Source organism: Streptomyces sp. NPDC017246 (assembly GCF_044331325.1).
In the GTDB taxonomy this organism is placed as follows: domain Bacteria; phylum Actinomycetota; class Actinomycetes; order Streptomycetales; family Streptomycetaceae; genus Streptomyces.
In genome coordinates, this window is sequence record NZ_JBIRMW010000005.1 from 478,034 (window position 1) to 494,110 (window position 16,077).

The 16,077-nt window shown below is 74.4% G+C and carries 10 protein-coding genes; 4 read left to right on the forward strand and 6 right to left on the reverse strand.

The genetic code is table 11. From position 1 onward, the window contains the following. Positions 1-20: 20 nt before the first annotated feature. The 4 genes from rbfA (at position 21) to ACH4MY_RS15160 (ending at position 6,182) form a co-directional block, all read left to right on the forward strand. A complete protein-coding gene (gene rbfA / locus ACH4MY_RS15145; protein WP_398002636.1) occupies positions 21-461 on the forward strand; it encodes a 30S ribosome-binding factor RbfA in 441 nt (146 codons plus the stop codon). Next, entirely contained in the window at positions 458-1,357 is a 900-nt protein-coding gene (gene truB / locus ACH4MY_RS15150) for a tRNA pseudouridine(55) synthase TruB (protein WP_398002639.1), read from the forward strand. Before rbfA ends, truB begins: the two co-directional genes overlap by 4 nt. Before the next feature lie 201 nt (positions 1,358-1,558). Beyond that, on the forward strand, positions 1,559-5,182 hold the full coding sequence (locus ACH4MY_RS15155; RefSeq protein ID WP_398002641.1) for a trypsin-like peptidase domain-containing protein: 3,624 nt from the start codon (positions 1,559-1,561) through the stop codon (positions 5,180-5,182). A gap of 31 nt (positions 5,183-5,213) precedes the next feature. Further along, positions 5,214-6,182, forward strand: a complete 969-nt coding sequence (locus ACH4MY_RS15160; RefSeq protein ID WP_398002643.1) for a bifunctional riboflavin kinase/FAD synthetase — start codon at positions 5,214-5,216, stop codon at positions 6,180-6,182. A 123-nt stretch (positions 6,183-6,305) separates the two neighbouring features. On the opposite strand, the gene ACH4MY_RS15165 is transcribed toward ACH4MY_RS15160, so the two are convergent. The 6 genes from ACH4MY_RS15165 to ACH4MY_RS15190 form a co-directional block, all read right to left on the reverse strand. After that, positions 6,306-7,313 carry an ABC transporter ATP-binding protein gene (locus tag ACH4MY_RS15165; protein WP_398002646.1) on the reverse strand — a complete coding sequence of 336 codons (1,008 nt, stop codon included), beginning with the start codon at positions 7,311-7,313 and terminating at the stop codon, positions 6,306-6,308. Then, positions 7,310-8,302: an ABC transporter ATP-binding protein gene (locus tag ACH4MY_RS15170; RefSeq protein ID WP_398002649.1), complete on the reverse strand. Its 993-nt coding sequence runs from the start codon at positions 8,300-8,302 to the stop codon at positions 7,310-7,312. Before ACH4MY_RS15170 ends, ACH4MY_RS15165 begins: the two co-directional genes overlap by 4 nt. Further along, positions 8,299-9,267, reverse strand: a complete 969-nt coding sequence (locus tag ACH4MY_RS15175) for an ABC transporter permease (RefSeq protein ID WP_398002652.1) — start codon at positions 9,265-9,267, stop codon at positions 8,299-8,301. The genes ACH4MY_RS15170 and ACH4MY_RS15175 overlap by 4 nt, the downstream gene beginning before the upstream one ends. Continuing rightward, positions 9,264-10,325, reverse strand: a complete 1,062-nt coding sequence (locus ACH4MY_RS15180; RefSeq protein WP_398002655.1) for an ABC transporter permease — start codon at positions 10,323-10,325, stop codon at positions 9,264-9,266. The genes ACH4MY_RS15175 and ACH4MY_RS15180 overlap by 4 nt, the downstream gene beginning before the upstream one ends. A 2-nt stretch (positions 10,326-10,327) precedes the next feature. Further along, positions 10,328-12,166: an ABC transporter substrate-binding protein gene (locus tag ACH4MY_RS15185; RefSeq protein WP_398002742.1), complete on the reverse strand. Its 1,839-nt coding sequence runs from the start codon at positions 12,164-12,166 to the stop codon at positions 10,328-10,330. A 192-nt stretch (positions 12,167-12,358) separates the two neighbouring features. Beyond that, entirely contained in the window at positions 12,359-15,925 is a 3,567-nt protein-coding gene (locus tag ACH4MY_RS15190; protein WP_398002658.1) for an SCO5717 family growth-regulating ATPase, read from the reverse strand. Positions 15,926-16,077: the final 152 nt, after the last annotated feature.

Genomic DNA, 16,077 nt, shown 5'->3' on the forward strand with positions numbered 1-16,077 from the left:
GCAAAGAAGGAGAAGGACCAGTGGCCGACAACGCGCGGGCGAAGAAGCTGGCAGACCTCATCCAGGAGGTGGTCGCCGAGAAGCTGCAGCGCGGCATCAAGGACCCCCGCCTGGGCACGCACGTGACCATCACGGACACCCGTGTCACCGGCGACCTGCGGGAGGCCACGGTCTTCTACACGGTCTACGGCGACGACGAGGAGCGGGCGAGTGCCGCGGCGGGCCTGGAGAGCGCCAAGGGCATCCTCCGTTCGGCCGTGGGCCGCGCGGCGGGGACCAAGTTCACCCCGACCCTGGCCTTCGTGGCCGACGCCCTCCCGGAGAACGCCAAGACGATCGAGGACCTCCTCGACAAGGCGCGGGCCTCGGACGCCCAGGTGCGGGAGGCGTCCTCGGGCGCCGCCTTCGCGGGCGAGGCCGACCCCTACAAGAAGCCGGGCGAGGACGAAGCCGCCGAATGAGCAACGCAGCAACCACGCCCGACGGCCTTGTCATCGTCGACAAGCCGTCGGGCTTCACTTCGCACGACGTCGTGGCCAAGATGCGCGGGATCGCGAAGACCCGCCGGGTGGGCCACGCCGGCACGCTCGACCCCATGGCCACCGGCGTCCTCGTCCTCGGTGTGGAGCGGGCGACCAAGCTGCTCGGTCACCTCGCGCTGACCGAGAAGGAGTACCTGGGCACCATCCGCCTGGGGCAGACGACGGTCACCGACGACGCCGAGGGCGAGATCACGGCCTCCGTCGACGCCTCAGGGGTGACCCGCGAGGGCATCGACGCGGGCGTCGCCGAGCTGACCGGCGCCATCATGCAGGTGCCGTCGAAGGTCTCCGCGATCAAGATCGACGGCAAGCGGTCGTACGCGCGCGTGCGCGGCGGTGAGGAGTTCGAGATCCCGGCCCGCCCGGTGACCGTCTCCTCCTTCCAGGTGTACGACGTCCGTGAGGCGACCGCCGAGGACGGCACCCCCGTCGTCGACCTGGTCGTCTCCGTCGTCTGCTCCTCCGGTACGTACATCCGGGCGCTCGCCCGGGACCTCGGCGCGGGACTCGGCGTGGGCGGCCATCTGACGGCGCTGCGCCGCACCCGGGTCGGTCCGTACAAGCTGGACTCGGCGAAGACGCTCGACCAGCTCCAGGCGGAGCTCACGGTCATGCCGGTCGCCGACGCGGCCTCGGCGGCGTTCCCCCGGTGGGACGTCGACGAGAAGCGGGCCAAGCTGCTGCTCAACGGCGTCCGCCTGGAGATGCCGGAGTACCCGGCGGGTCCGGTCGCGGTCTTCGGTCCCGAGGGGACGCTGCTCGCGCTCGTGGAGGACCAGCGGGGCAAGGCCAAGAGCCTCGCCGTCTTCGGCTGATCCGGACGGTTCCCGGCGAAAGTTCGGGGCGGGCCCGCGCGCGTGCCCGCCCCCACTTGTCTCCCCCTGCGAGAGCCTGTCCGGCGGAACGCCGAAGAATCACCCGATCAGGGAGGCGCTCGGAGTGAACGGGGGAGTGCCAGGGGGCGCGTTTGCCTTCCTGGTTCTTCGCCTGATCACCGGACACCTACCGTCGACTCCATGGGACGCGGGGACCTGGCGACGCTGGTACGGATCTGCGATCTGGCGGGCCGGCCTCGCGGCACCGGATTCCTCGCCGACCACCACGGAACGGTCGTCACCAGTCACGAAGCCGTCGACGGGCTCAGCCGTGTCGTCCTGCACGCCCCCGGCGAGAGGACCTGGCTCGCCGAGGCCGAGGCCGTCACCGCCCTGCCGGAGCGCGGCCTCGCGCTCGTACGGACCGAAGGGCTCGGCGTCCGCCCGCTGCCGGTCGCGACCCGGACCGAGGTCGAACCCGGCACATACGTACGGATCGCCGCCCACGGCTGGCGCGAGGCCCGCGTCCTCGGCCCCGCCGCCGTCACCTACACCGCCACCGACCGCTTCCACTCTCTCGGCGACGCCCTCGAACTCGCCATCGGCACCGAGGGCGCCGAAGCCCTCCGTCTCGGCGGACACGCCGCCGGCGGCCCCGTCCTCGACACCACCACCGGCACCGTCCTCGCCGTCCTCGGCACCGCCCTGCACGGCGCCGGCCAGGCCGCCGGATACGCGGTGCCGTTGCGGCCCGACGGCCCCCTCTCCGCCCTCCTGCGGCGCAACGCGGCCACCGTCCCCGCCTACGGACCCGACCTCAACCTCGCCGGAATCCTGGAGCTCGCCGCCACCTCCACCGGCCCCGCAGCCGAACCCGACCCCTGGCCCGAGCCCGTCGAACGCCCCGAGTGTGTCCGGGAGTTCGCCCGCTTCACCGCCGGAGACGTGCCGGTCCTCGCCCTCGTCGGCGCCCCCGGCACCGGCCGCACCACGGCCCTCGCCGCCCTCTGCGCCCGCCGAGCCCGGGGTGTCGCACCCGCCCCCACCGTCCGGCTGCGCGGCGCCGACCTCCGCGCCGAGGACGGCTCGCTCGCCGACGCCGTCGGCCGCGCCCTGCACCAGGCGGGCCGGATCGTCGCGGCCTCCGGGGCCCTCGGCGACACCACCACCGCCACCCCGGAACGGGCCGCCGCCCTCGCCCACACGGCGGGCCGCCCGCTGCTCGTCGTCCTCGACGGCCCCGAGGAGATGCCACCGCTCCTCGCCCACCGGCTCGCCGAGTGGACGACGGCCACCGAGGGCTGGCTCCGCGCCCACCACGCCCTCCTCGTCACCGCCTGCCGCCCCGAGCACTGGGAACTCGCCGGCGCCCTCTACGGCCCGGGCGCCCTGCACCGGCCGGCGACCGGCCCCGGCGCCCGGCTGCCCGCCGCCCTCGTCCTCGGGCCGTACTCGGAGACGGAGGCACGGGCCGTACGGGAGGGGTACGGGTTCGGGGAGACGGACCTCGCCGAGGCCGACGCCCGCCACCCGCTCGCCCTGCGGCTGCTCGCCGAGGTCCGGACCGCGCTGCCGGGGGACGTGCCGGGCCGGCCGGGGCGCGAGGAGATCTTCACCGCCTATCTGGACCTGATGTGTCTGCGGACGGCCGTCCGGATCGCCGCGGGCTCCCGGCCCCTCGTCCGGGGGGCCGCCGTACGCCGGCTCGCCGCCCGGGTGACCGGCCAGGTCCACGAGGCGGCCCGCCGCTGTCTCGGCCCGGGACACGGGGTCCTCGACCGGGCCTCCTTCGAGGAGCTCTTCCCCTGGCGGGAGGGCTGGGCCTCGGCCGTCCTCACCGAAGGGCTGCTCGTCCCCGCGGGCTCCGGCTACCGCTTCGCCCACGAGGAACTGGCCGACTGGGTGCAGGCGGCCCACCTGGACCTGGACGGCGCGCTCCGGGCCCTGCTCGGCACGGAGGCCGGAGACCGCCCTCCGGCGGCGTCCGGAGACCGCCCTCCGGCGGGCCAGGGCGGGTCCCCCGCGATCCCCTTCGGCTCCCCGGCCGCCGCCTCCGATCCCCCCGCGCCCCCCGCGTCCGGCACCGTGCCCGGCGTCCCCCGGCAGCGGACCCCGGCCGAAGCGCCGCCGCCCGTCCCGCGCCACCGCATCGGCCCGGTGCTCCAGGCACTCCTGCTGCTCCACCGCGAGCGCGGACCGGCCGCCCTCGGCCCCCGCTTGGCCGCGCTCGCCGAGGCCCTCGACGGCTTCGCCGAGCGGGAGGGCGGGGACCCGGGCGACGGGCCCTGGTGGGCCGCCCGGCTGTTCGGGGAGAGCGTGCGGCGGCTGGGGGACCCCCGGCCGTATCTGCCCGTGCTCAGGCTGCTCGCCGACCGCATCGGGGCCCGCGCCGGACGTCACCCCGTCTTCGCCGGATTCGGACCGGAGTTCTGGCTGGGGCTCCCGCTCGGGGAGGACGAGCGGATCGATCTGCTGCGGCGGCTCGTGCCGGCCGACCCGCCGGCCGATCCATCGGCTGATCCGCCGGCCGGCCCATCGGCCGACCCGCAGGCCGGCCCGGAATCCGGCGACGACCGGTCGCTCGACGCCGTCGCCGGCCTCCTCGCCGCCGACCCCAGGGGAGTCCAGCCGCTGCTCTGCCGCTGGTTCGTGGACGACCGTCCCCTCCCCGCCGCCCCGCACGCCACCGTCGGCACCGCCGCCCAGGCGCTGCTCCACACCCATCGGGCGCTCGCCGTCGACGACCTGTGCGAGGCGCTCGTCGCCACCGCCCACCCGCTCGCCGACGGCCTCCTCGCCGCCCTCGCCGAGGACGAGCCCACCGCCGTCTGCCGGGCCGTCGACCGCTGGGCCCATGACGACGGGCGCCCCGAGCGGCGCGTCGCGGCCGCCACGTACGGGCATCTGGTCGCGGGACACGCCACCGGCGCCGCCGACCGGGAACTCCTCCGCTTCGCCGCCCTCGCCCTGCTCGCCCGCCCCGGCGACCAGCCCCTCCACGGCGCCGCCCTCGGCCTGCTGATCCGCGACCCGCACACCCGCGCCCGCCATCTGCCCCGCGCCCTGGCCGAGCCCCGGGTGCCCGCGGCCGCCCTCGCCGAGGCCCTGGCGGCCGACCCCGGGCCGGTGCTCGCCGCCTTCGGGGCCCGGCTGCACGGCACGGGCGAGGTTCCGGCCGCCGCCCTGCGGGCGCTCGCCGAGGTCGACACGCCCGCGCTCGCCCGCCGCGTCACCGCCCTCGTCCGCGAATACATCGCCCGCCACCCCGAGGGCGCCGGCCATGTGGCCGTCTTCGTCGACCGGCGGTTCGAGGACGGTCCGGCCGCCAGGTCCGTGCTCTTCCCACTGGTCACGGGCCTGATCCGGGGCCGCCCCGCACAGGTGCGCCGGGCCCTCGCCCCCGTCCTCGCGGCCCCCGGCACCGGAGCCTCCCGCCATCTGCGGGCCGAGCTGCTCGACGTCCTCCTGGAGCACGAGCGGTACGAGTCCGAGACGGGGGAGTTCACCGTCCTGGACGCCCTGCTGACGGCCGCCGCCGAGGGCGCCGGGCGGCGCAGCGAGCCGCGCACCAGGCAGCTCGCGCACCGGGTCGGCGCCCTGTGGGCCCGTACCCCCGAGGGCGCGGGGCGGCTCGATCCCGCACTGGCGGGGCTCGTCCGCGACCGGCCCGTCTTCGCCGCGCTGCTCGTCGGCTGGACGGTCGCCGCCCCCGGGGACTGGGCGCCGCTGCTCGGTCCGGAGACCCTCCGGGCGATGCGGAGCCACGGCACTTCCATGCCGATGCGAACCGACGGCCGTGGGCATGGCAGTCTTAGACCTGCGTAATCGGCGAACAGGCGGACGAGGAGCGGTCACAGTGCAGCGCTGGCGTGGCTTGGAGGACATCCCCCAGGACTGGGGGCGCAGCGTCGTCACCATCGGCTCCTACGACGGGGTGCACCGCGGGCACCAGCTGATCATCGGGCGTGCCGTCGAGCGGGCCCGGGAACTCGGCGTCCCGGCCGTGGTGGTCACCTTCGACCCGCACCCCTCGGAGGTCGTCCGGCCGGGCAGCCATCCGCCGCTGCTCGCCCCGCACCACCGGCGTGCCGAACTGATGGCCGGCCTCGGAGTCGACGCGGTGCTCGTCCTGCCGTTCACCGCCGAGTTCTCCCAGCTGTCCCCGGCGGACTTCATCGTCAAGGTGCTCGTCGACAAGCTGCACGCGAAGGCCGTCATCGAGGGCCCCAACTTCCGCTTCGGGCACCGGGCCGCGGGCAATGTCGCGTTCCTGTCCGAGCTCGGCGCCACCTACGACTACGAGGTCGAGGTCATCGACCTGTTCGTCAGCGGTTCGGCGGGCGGCGGTCAGCCCTTCTCCTCCACCCTCACCCGGCGGCTCGTCGCCGAGGGCGACCTGGCCGGGGCGTCCGAGATCCTCGGCCGTCCGCACCAGGTCGAGGGCATCGTGGTCCGCGGCGCGCAGCGCGGCCGCGAGCTGGGCTTCCCGACGGCCAACGTCGAGACCCTGCCGCACACCGCGATCCCGGCGGACGGCGTCTACGCCGGCTGGCTGACGGCCGCGGGGGAGCGGATGCCGGCGGCCATCTCGGTCGGCACGAACCCGCAGTTCAACGGCACGGAGCGGACGGTCGAGGCGTACGCGATCGACCGCGAGGGGCTCGATCTGTACGGGCTGCACGTGGCCGTCGAGTTCCTGGAGTACGTCCGCGGGATGCTCAAGTTCGACACCCTGGACGACCTGCTCGAGGCGATGGCCGGCGATGTGAAGCGCTGTCGGGAGCTGACGGAGACGTACGACCGGGAGAACCCCCCGGCCGTCTGATCCGCCGCTCCGCTCACCGGCGGAGCCGGACTCCACCGGTACGTCCACCAGCACGCCCCTCCCCGAGCCGGCCGGCTCAGAGGCACGCCGCCTCTGCCCCGTACGGCTCGGAGGCCGGCCGGCTCAGACCAGCGCCTGCCGCGTCACCCAGTGGCAGGCCACCTCCTGTTCCCCGCCGCCCAGGACCGGCAGGCTCTCGCCGCGGCAGCGGTCCGCGACCGCCGCCGCCTCGCCCGAGGCGAGGACCTGGCAGCGGGCGTGGAAGCGGCAGCCGGACGGGATGCGGGACGGGTCCGGGGGCTCACCGGTCAGCACCACCGGAGCACCTCCGGACTCCGGGAGCACCGACAACAGCGCCTGTGTGTACGGGTGTCGGGGCCGGGTCAGGACGGACTCCACCGTGCCGGTCTCCACGACCCGGCCCAGGTACATCACCGCCACCCGGTCCGCGATGTTCCACGCGAGTCCCAGGTCGTGCGTCACCACCAGGGCGGACAGCCCGAGTTCGTCCCTCAGCCGCAGCAGCAGCGCCAGGATCTCGCCGCGTACGGACGCGTCGAGGGAGGCCACCGGCTCGTCGGCGACGATGAGTTCGGGCTCCAGGACCAGCGCGCCCGCGATCACCACCCGCTGCCGCTGCCCACCGGACAGTTCGTGCGGGTAGCGCAGGAAGAACCGCTCCGGGGGCCGCAGCCCGGCCCGGGTGAGGGCCCCGGCGACCGCCTCCCGCTCGTCGCCCGCGTATCCGTGGATCCGCAGCCCCTCCGCCACCGCGTCGTACACGGTGTGCCGGGGGTTCAGCGAGCCGCTCGGGTCCTGGAGGACCAGCTGGGCGCGCTTCCGGTAGGCCTTCAGGGCCCCGGCGGAGTAGCCGAGCGGCTGCCCGTCGAAGGCGACCGTCCCGGCGGTGGGCCGGACGAGGCCGAGGAGCGAGCGGGCCAGGGTCGTCTTGCCGCAGCCCGACTCCCCGACGAGGGCCACGATCTCGCCCGCGCCGATGTCGAGGTCCACCCCGTCCACGGCGCGCGCGGGCGGTGCGCCCCGCCGCCCGGGGAAGGTGACGTGCAGTCCGCGCGCCGAAAGCAGCGACCCCGCGGACGTCCTCGTACCCGCGGACGTCTCCGTACTCATGACGCACTCCCCACGTGTCCCACCTGTTCCGCATGACCTACATGGACGCAGGCGGCCCGGTGGCCCGCGCCCGCCTGCCGCAGTTCCTGGTCGAGTTCCGAGCAGGCCGCCACCGCCACCGGGCAGCGGGGGTGGAAGGTGCAGCCGCCGGGCAGGTCCGCCGGGTCCGGCGGGTCGCCCGGCAGACCGCGCGGGGCCCGCCGGGAGGCCGGGTCCCCGACGCGCGGGAACGCCGAGGACAGCGCCCGCCCGTAGGGGTGCTCGGCCGCCTCGTAGACCGCCCGCGCCGGTCCCTCCTCGACGACCCGCCCCGCGTACATCACGGCGAGCCGGTCGCAGGTGTCGGCGAGGACCGCGAGATCGTGGCTGATCATCAGGAGGCTGATGGACTGCTCGGCGACGAGCCGCTCGATCAGCCGCAGGATCTGCGCCTGGATCATCACGTCGAGCGCGGTCGTCGGCTCGTCCGCGACGATCAGCCGGGGATCGCAGGCGAGCGCCATCGCGATCATCACGCGCTGGCGCTGCCCGCCGGACAGCTCGTGCGGATAGGCGGCCGCCCGCGCGGCGGGCAGACCGACGTGTTCGAGCAGCTCCCCGGCCCGTCTGCGGGCCGCCGCCGGGGTCGCCCGGCCGTGCACGAGCAGCGGCTCGGCGATCTGGTCCCCGATCCGGTGCACCGCGTTGAGCGAGTGCATCGCGCCCTGGAAGACGATCGACGCGCCCGCCCAGCGCACGGCCCGCAGGGCTCCCCACTTCATGGCGAGGACGTCGTCGCCGTCGAGCAGGATCCGCCCCTCGATCCGCGCCGAGGCCGGAAGGAGCCGCAGCAGGGCGAGCGCGAGCGTGGACTTGCCGCAGCCGGACTCGCCGGCCACGCCCAGCTTGGTGCCCGTCTCCAGGGTCAGGTCGACCCCGCGTACGGCGGGCACGGCGGCCGGGCCCGACCCGTACGTCACCCTCAGGTCCCGTACTTCCAGGAGGCTCATCGCCCCACCCCCAGCTTCGGGTTGAGCACGGACTCGACGGCCCGGCCGCAGAGTGTGAACGCCAGCGCGACCAGGGCGATGGCGATGCCGGGCGGGGCCAGATACCACCAGTGCCCCGAGGAGACCGCGCCCGCGTCACGGGCGTCCTGGAGCATGCCGCCCCAGGAGACGACCGTCGGGTCGCCGAGCCCGAGGAAGGCGAGCGTCGCCTCGGTGAGGATGGCGGTCGAGATGCCGAGCGTGGTCTGGGCGAGCACCAGCGGCATCACGTTCGGCAGCACGTGCTTGCTCATGACGTGCCCGTGGCCGCCGCCGAGCGCGGTCGCCCGCTCGATGTACGGGCGGGACTCGACCGCGATGGTCTGGGCCCGCACCAGGCGGGCGGTGGTCGGCCAGGAGGTCACGCCGATGGCCAGGACCACCGTCCACATCGACCGGGACATGACGGTGGCGAGGACGATCGCGAGGGCCAGCGTCGGCATCACCAGGAACCAGTCGGTGATCCGCATGACGACGGTCGAGAACCAGCCGCCGTAGTGACCGGCGATGATGCCCACCAGGGTGCCGATGGCGACCGAGAGGGTCGCCGCGAGCAGACCGACGAGCAGCGAGATCCGCGCCCCCCAGATCAGCAGGCCGAGCAGCGAGCGGCCGAACTGGTCGGTGCCCAGCGGGAACTCGGCGCTCGGCGGCTCCAGGGCCGTACCCGGGGCCTGGGTCACCGACTGCACGTCGGCGCCGACGGTCCACGGGGCGGTGAGGGCGAGCAGCGCGATGAGGGCGAGTCCGGCGAGGCCGAGGAGCCCGGCGCGATGGCCGCGGTACGCCTGCCAGAAGCGCGCCACCGTGTTCCGGCGGCGCGCCCATGCCAGTGACGACGCCGAGGAGGGCGTCGGCTTCGAGGAGGGTGCGGGCTCGGAGGGGGCGGTGGTCCCCGAGGAGGCCGGCGGCTTGGTCGAGGTCATCGGCCCACCCGGGGGTCGAGCAGCGGATAGAGGAGGTCGGCGATCAGGTTCATCAGGATCATCGCTCCGGCGAAGACCACGAACAGCCCCTGGACGAGTGGCAGGTCGGGCACGCTCAGCGCCTGGTAGAACAGTCCGCCGAGGCCGGGCCAGGAGAACACCGTCTCCACCAGGATCGATCCGGCCGCCACATGGCCCAGGTTGATGAAGATCATGGTGACGGTCGGCAGGAGTGCGTTCGGCACGGCGTGCCGGCGGCGTACGTCGTCGTCGCGGAGCCCCTTCGCCCGCGCCGTCGTCAGATAGTCGCCGCCCATCTCGTCGAGGAGCGAGGAGCGCATCACCAGCAGGGTCTGCGCGTATCCGACGGCCACGAGCGTGACGACGGGCAGGACGAGATGGTGGGCGACGTCGAGGACGTAGGCGAAGCCGGTCTCGCCCGTGCCCGACTCCATGCCGCCGGTGGGGAAGAGTCCCGGGATCGGGCCCATGCCGACGGAGAACACGATGATGAGCAGCAGGCCGAGCCAGAAGGAGGGCACCGACCACAGGGTCAGCGCGAGCCCGGTGTTCAGCCTGTCGCCGAGGCCGCCGTGGCGCCAGGCCGAGCGGGTGCCGAGCCAGAGCCCGAGCGCCGAGTAGATCACCACGGCGACGCCGGTGAGCAGCAGGGTCGCGGGAAGCTTCTCCGCGATCAGCTCCCCGACGGGCGCGCGGAACTGGAACGAGGTGCCGAGATCACCGCTCAGGGCCTTGGCGCAGTAGTCGGCGAACTGTTGCCACAGGGGCAGGTCGAGCCCGAACTGGCGGCGCAGCGTGGCGAGTTGTTCCGCCGAGGTCGGGATGCCGTGCGTCATCGCCTTCACCGGGTCCCCGGGGATGATCCGGAAGAGGAAGAAGCTGGTGACGAGGACGGCGAAGAGCGAGACGAGCGCGCCGCCCAGCTTCCCCGCCGCGTGGCGGAGATAGCCGAGGGAGGAACCGGTGCGGGGTGCGCCGTCCGTGGCGGGGGCCTTCTCGGCCCGCGCCACGTCGGCGGGGGTGCTTGCCGTCGTCACGACTACTCGCGGTCGTCGGCGGTGGAGCGACGGCGGCGGGCGGTCCAGACGCCCACCGCGACGAGGACCAGTGCGGCGGGGCCGAGGATCAGCCAGATGTTCGTCGAGGAGCCGGAGCTGTCGCTGTCGGACGCGGATGCCGCGGGCACGGCGGACCACCAGCTCCAGTAGCCGTCCTGGCCCCAGAGATTGCCGGCGGCCTCGGGCATGGTGGTGATGGACCGGATCTGGTCCGTGCGGTACGCCTCCAGGGCGTTCGGGTAGGCCATGATGTTCATGTACCCCGTGTCGTACAGCCGGGACTGCATCCGCTTCACCAGATCCGCCCGCTTGGCGGCGTCGTACTCCACCGCCTGCTGCGCGTAGAGGCCGTCGAACTGCTGGTCGCAGATGAAGTTGTCGGTGGCGCCGGAGTCCTTCGGCGTCTCCGGGAGCGTGCCGCAGGTGTGGATCGACAGGACGTAGTCCGGGTCGGGGTTGACCGACCAGCCGTCGAACGCGAGGTCGTAGTCCCCCTTGACCCAGGGGTCCGAGACGCTGTCCAGGCATTCGACCTTCAGGCCGATGCCCAGCTTGCCCCACCACTCCTGGAGGTACTTGCCGACCGCCTTGTCGTTCGGGTCGGTGGCGTGACAGAGGATCCGGAAGTCCAGCGGCCTGCCGTCCTTGCCGGTCCGCTTGCCGTCGGCGTTCTTCCGGTAGCCGGCGGCGTCCAGGATCTTCTCCGCCGCGGCGGGGTCGTACGTCCGCTTCTGCCCGCCCTCGGGCTTCCAGAAGTACGAGCCGAAGCGGGGCGGGATGTAGCCCTCGCCCTCGACCGCGTGGCCCTGGAAGACCTTGTCGACGAGGGTGGTGCGGTCGACGGCGAGGAAGAGCGCCTTGCGCACCTCGGGGTCGAGCAGTGCCTTGTGGCCGTTGCCGAAGGTCTTGCCGTCCTGGGCCTTCGCGCCGGGGTTGGTGGCCAGGGCGTAGAAGCGCCGGCCGGGGGCGTCGTTGACCTTGATGTTCTTCTGGGCCCCCAGCGCGGCGGCCTGGGCGGGTGTCAGGTTCGGTACGAAGGACACCTCGCCCTTCTGGAGGGCGGCGACGGCGGCGTCCCCGTCCTTGTAGTACTTGAAGACCAGCTCGTCGAACTTCGGGGCGCCCCGCCAGAACTTCTTGTTCGGCTTGAGCTTGATGTACTGGTCGACCTTGAAGTCGGTGATGACGAAGGGTCCGTTGCCCACGATGGGGAACTGCTTGTCGTTGTTGAACTTGGAGAAGTCGCCGACCTTCTCCCAGACGTGCTTCGGCACGATCGGCACGTCCAGCGCCGTCATCGTCGCCTGAGGCTTCTTCAGCCGGATGACGAGCGTCCGAGGGTCGGGGGCGGTGACCTTGTCGAAGTTGGCCGTGAAGCTGCCGTTGGCGGTGGCGGCGTTCGGGTCGGTCATCATCTTGTTGAAGGTCCAGGCCGCGTCCTCGGCGGTGGCCGGCTTCCCGTCGGACCAGGTCGAGTTCTCACGGATCGTGTACGTCCACGTCAGCTTGTCCGCCGAGGGGCTCCACGCGGTCGCCAGGCCCGGGACCGTGCGGGCGTCCTTGGCGTCGTAGTTGGTGAGGTACTCGTAGGCCAGCCGGTGGATGCTGGTCGAGGTGAGCTTCTGGGCGAGGAACGGGCTCAGCGAGTCGATGCTCTGCGAGACGGCGACGGTGAGCGTGTTCCCGGCGGACTTGTCGTCCTCCGCGGCGGCGGTACTGGGGACGGCCACGAGGGAGACGGCGGTGACACCGGAGGCGAGCAGCAGGCGGAGCGCTCTGTGGGCGGCGGGGGCGGGACGGGGTGGAGCCTTCGTGACCATGACCATGGGACGTGACCTCGCGTCGGGGGATCTGTCGTGGATCTTGGGCTGACGGTGAGTGAAGCGAAGGTTTATCAGCGGTGGTCTGCCGTCGTCAACGATCCCTCAAACCCCTTGTGGGCTGCGGGAACGCCAGGAGGCCCCGCACCGGGGAGCCGGTGCGGGGCCTCATTGGTCTACTCCTGTGACGCCTTACTGCTGAGGGGCTGGCGGAGCCTGCGGAGGCTGCTGGCGGTGCCAGTCGGGCGGCGGCACCTGCCCCTGTCCCTGGTCGTACGCCTGGCCCTGACCCTGGCCGGGATCCTGGGGATCCGCGTGCGGGGGCAGCGGCTGACCGGGCTGCGGCTGCTGCCAGCCCTGCGGCATGCCGGGCTGGCCGGGAGGCGCGCCGTACGGCTGTCCGGGGGCGGGCTGTGCTCCGTACGGCTGACCCGGCGCGGGCTGACCGGGCGCGGGCTGACCGCCGTACGGCTGACCCGGCATCGGCTGACCGGGCGCGGGCTGGGCCCCGTACGGCTGTCCGGGCGCCGGCTGCTGCCCATAGGGCTGCTGCGGCGGGTACGGCTGCCCGGGGACCTGCCGGCCGGGCGCGGGCTGGCCGCCGTACGGCTGACCCGGTACGGGCTGACCGGGCGCGAACTGCCCCGGCAGCGGCTGACCGGGCATCGGCTGCCCCGGCATCTGCTGGCCGCCGGGCATCGGCGGGGCCATGTGCGGCGGCATCGCGCCCTGGCCGTCGCCGGTCCACAGGCCCTGGACCTGCTGCGCCCGTACGAAGTCCTCGGCCACCATCGCCGAGAGGTGGAAGTACGCCTCCCGGGTCTTCGGCCGCATCATGTCGAGGTCCACCTCGGCACCCGCCGACAGGTGCTCGTCGAAGGGCACGACCACGACACCGCGGCAGCGGGTCTGGAAGTGCTGCACGATGTCCTCGACCTTGATCATCTTGCCGGTCTCGCGGACCCCGGAGATGACGGTGATCGAGCGCTGCACCAGGTCCGCGTAGCCGTGCGCGGAGAGCCAGTCCAGCGTCGTCGACGCGCTGGACGCACCGTCCACGGAGGGCGTGGAGATGATGATCAGCTGGTCGGCGAGGTCGAGCACCCCGCGCATGGCGCTGTACAGCAGACCCGTACCGGAGTCCGTGAGGATGATCGGGTACTGCTTGCCCAGGACGTCGATCGCCCGCCGGTAGTCCTCGTCGTTGAACGTCGTCGAGACGGCCGGGTCCACGTCGTTGGCGAGGATCTCCAGACCGGACGGCGCCTGCGAGGTGAACCGGCGGATGTCCATGTACGAGTGCAGGTACGGGATCGCCTGCACCAGGTCACGGATGGTCGCCCCGGTCTCGCGCCGCACCCGGCGGCCCAGGGTGCCGGCGTCCGGGTTGGCGTCGATCGCCAGGATCTTGTCCTGCCGCTCGGTCGCCAGGGTCGCCCCGAGCGCGGTGGTCGTCGTGGTCTTGCCGACACCGCCCTTGAGCGAGATGACCGCGATCCGGTAGCAGGAGAGGACCGGCGTCCGGATCAGCTCCAGCTTGCGCTGCCGCTCCGCCTCCTCCTTCTTCCCGCCCAGCTTGAAGCGGGCGCCGGGACCGCCGGGCGTCCGGCTGGACTTGGGCTTCTGCTTGTTGTTCCGCAGGAGCCGGTCGGAGGAGAGCTCGACCGCCGCGTTGTACCCGAGCGGGGCGCCCGGCACGGACCGCTCCCGCTGATCGTGCGTCACGGGCGAGGGCCAGGCGGCCCCGGTCCGCGGATCGACGGGCGGCTGCGCCTCGTACGGCTGCTGGGGGGCGGGCCCCTGCGGGGGCACGGCGGCGGGGTGCGGGTAGCCGTACCCGCCCGGAGCCTGGGCCTGCGGCGGCACGCCGGCGGGGGCGCCGGGCTGCTGGGGGTAGCCGTAACCGTCCTGCCGCGGCGGCGTCCCGGGCTGCGGGAAGCCGTAACCGCCCTGCGGCGCGGGCGCCGAGGGCTGGGGCTGCGGGGCCCGGGCCGCCTGCGGGGGCTGCGGATAGCCGTACGCGCCGGGCTGCTGGGGCTGCGGCTGGGCGTGCGGATAGCCGTACGCGCCGGGAGCCCCGGGCTGCGGCTGGGCCTGCGGCACGTGCGGTGTCTGCGGCGCGTGCGGAGCCTGCGGATAGCCGTAGGCACCGGGGGCCTGGGGCTGCGGCTGGGCCTGCGGCGGTACGGGGCCGGGCGTACCCGGAGCAGTGGGCGGCGGCCAGGCGGCGGCGGGCGGCAGCGGTGCGGCCTGGGGCACCGGCTGGGCACCCGGCGCCGGCTGGGCGGGCCACTGCTGGGCGGGTCCGGGGGCGGCCGGCTGGAACGACGGCGGAAGCGGCGGCAGTCCCGCCCCGGCCTGCGGCCCGGCGGCCGGGAAGGGCTGACCGGGAGCGGGCGCGGGAGCGGCACCGGGGTACGGGGCGGCGGGCGCACCGGGGCCGAAGGCCTGCGGGGTGTCGGCCGGCGGGTAGGGGGCGGGAGCCACGGGCTCCGACACGGCCTCGGCCGCGGCGAAGGGGGCCTCCGCGCCCGCGGGGTCGTCGGCGCCGTCCACGGGAACGGAGTCGGTGACCGTCCCGGGGGTCGCGTCGGCGGCCGGGGTGTCCGTGGCGTGGGGGGAGTGCGGCTCGTCCGCACGCGCGGAGCCGTCGGCGGTCGACGCGGCGGCCGCCTCGTCGTGGGCCGTCGGGGCGTCCGCGGGCGTTTCCGCGGGGACGGCGCCCGCGGCTTCCGCCGCGGTGTCGTCGGGAGTCCCGGCCTCCACCGACGCGTTGCCGTCCGCACCCTCGGCGGGGTCGACGGACTCGGCGGTCCCGGCCTCGCTCGGCTCCTCGGCGGCGGACCCGGCCGGAGCCGTACGGTCGGCCTGCTCCGGGCCCGGGTCCGTCGCGCCGGTCTCCGGAGTCCCGGGGAGCGGCACGGGTCCCGTGCTCGCGGGGGCGTTCACGGCCTCGGCCGCGTCCGGTGCCGTCGGGGCGGCGGAGGCCTCCGCCGCGCGCTCGGCGATCTCTCGCTGGAGTGCGGCGGGGGAGAAGCGCATGGTCGCGCCGCTCTCGACGTCGCCGCCGCCGAACGGCGTCGGCGGCGCGGACATCTCGGGCGAGGCCGTGGTCGGCGGCACGGATGTGCCCGGCAGCGGAGACGGCGGGGGGAAGGCACCCGGCAGCGAACCGTCGGCCGCGGCGGCAGGAGTACCGGCGGCAGGAGTACCGGCGGTAGGAATACCGGCCGCAGGAGTACCGGAGACGGGAGGCATGGCGGCCGGAGGCACGGCCGCGGGAGGAGCGAAAGCCGGAGGTGCGACGGCGGGCGGGGTGGCAACGGGAGGAGCACCGACCGGCGGCCCCGCCACGGGAGGCACACCCACGGGAGGCACACCCACCGGAGGCAGCGCGGAACCGTGGACCCCGGCCCCCGCGACCGGAGGAACACCCGCACCGGGCCCGGCCGTCGGAGGCGCACCCGCACCGGGTCCGCCCACCGGCGGCGCACCGGCCGGCGAACCCGCCGCCGGCGTGTTCCAGCTGGGCTCGAAGCCGCTGCCCGCGGGGAGGCCCGGTACGGGGACCGGCGCTCCGCTCGGCGGCGGGGGAGTGGCACCGCCCGCCCCCGCACCGCCCGACGCGTTCTGCGTGTACCAGGCCGGCGGGGTGTAGTCGATGGTGAACTCACCCGTCATCTCGGCGGGATCCGCGTCGGACTGATCGTCGGCGGGCGGACTCCAGCCCCCGTGGATCTCGTCGCGATCGCCGTTCACTTTGCCTCCTGGTGTGGTCGAGCACCCTTGTGCCGTTGTGGGCGGGGCCCTTCCACCCTAAACGGCGCGAGCAACCCCCGGGCAGGCCCGACAGCCCCTCCGCGCCTGCCCCCGTGACACGGTCCGGTCCTCAAGTGACCCGGCCGCGCCAC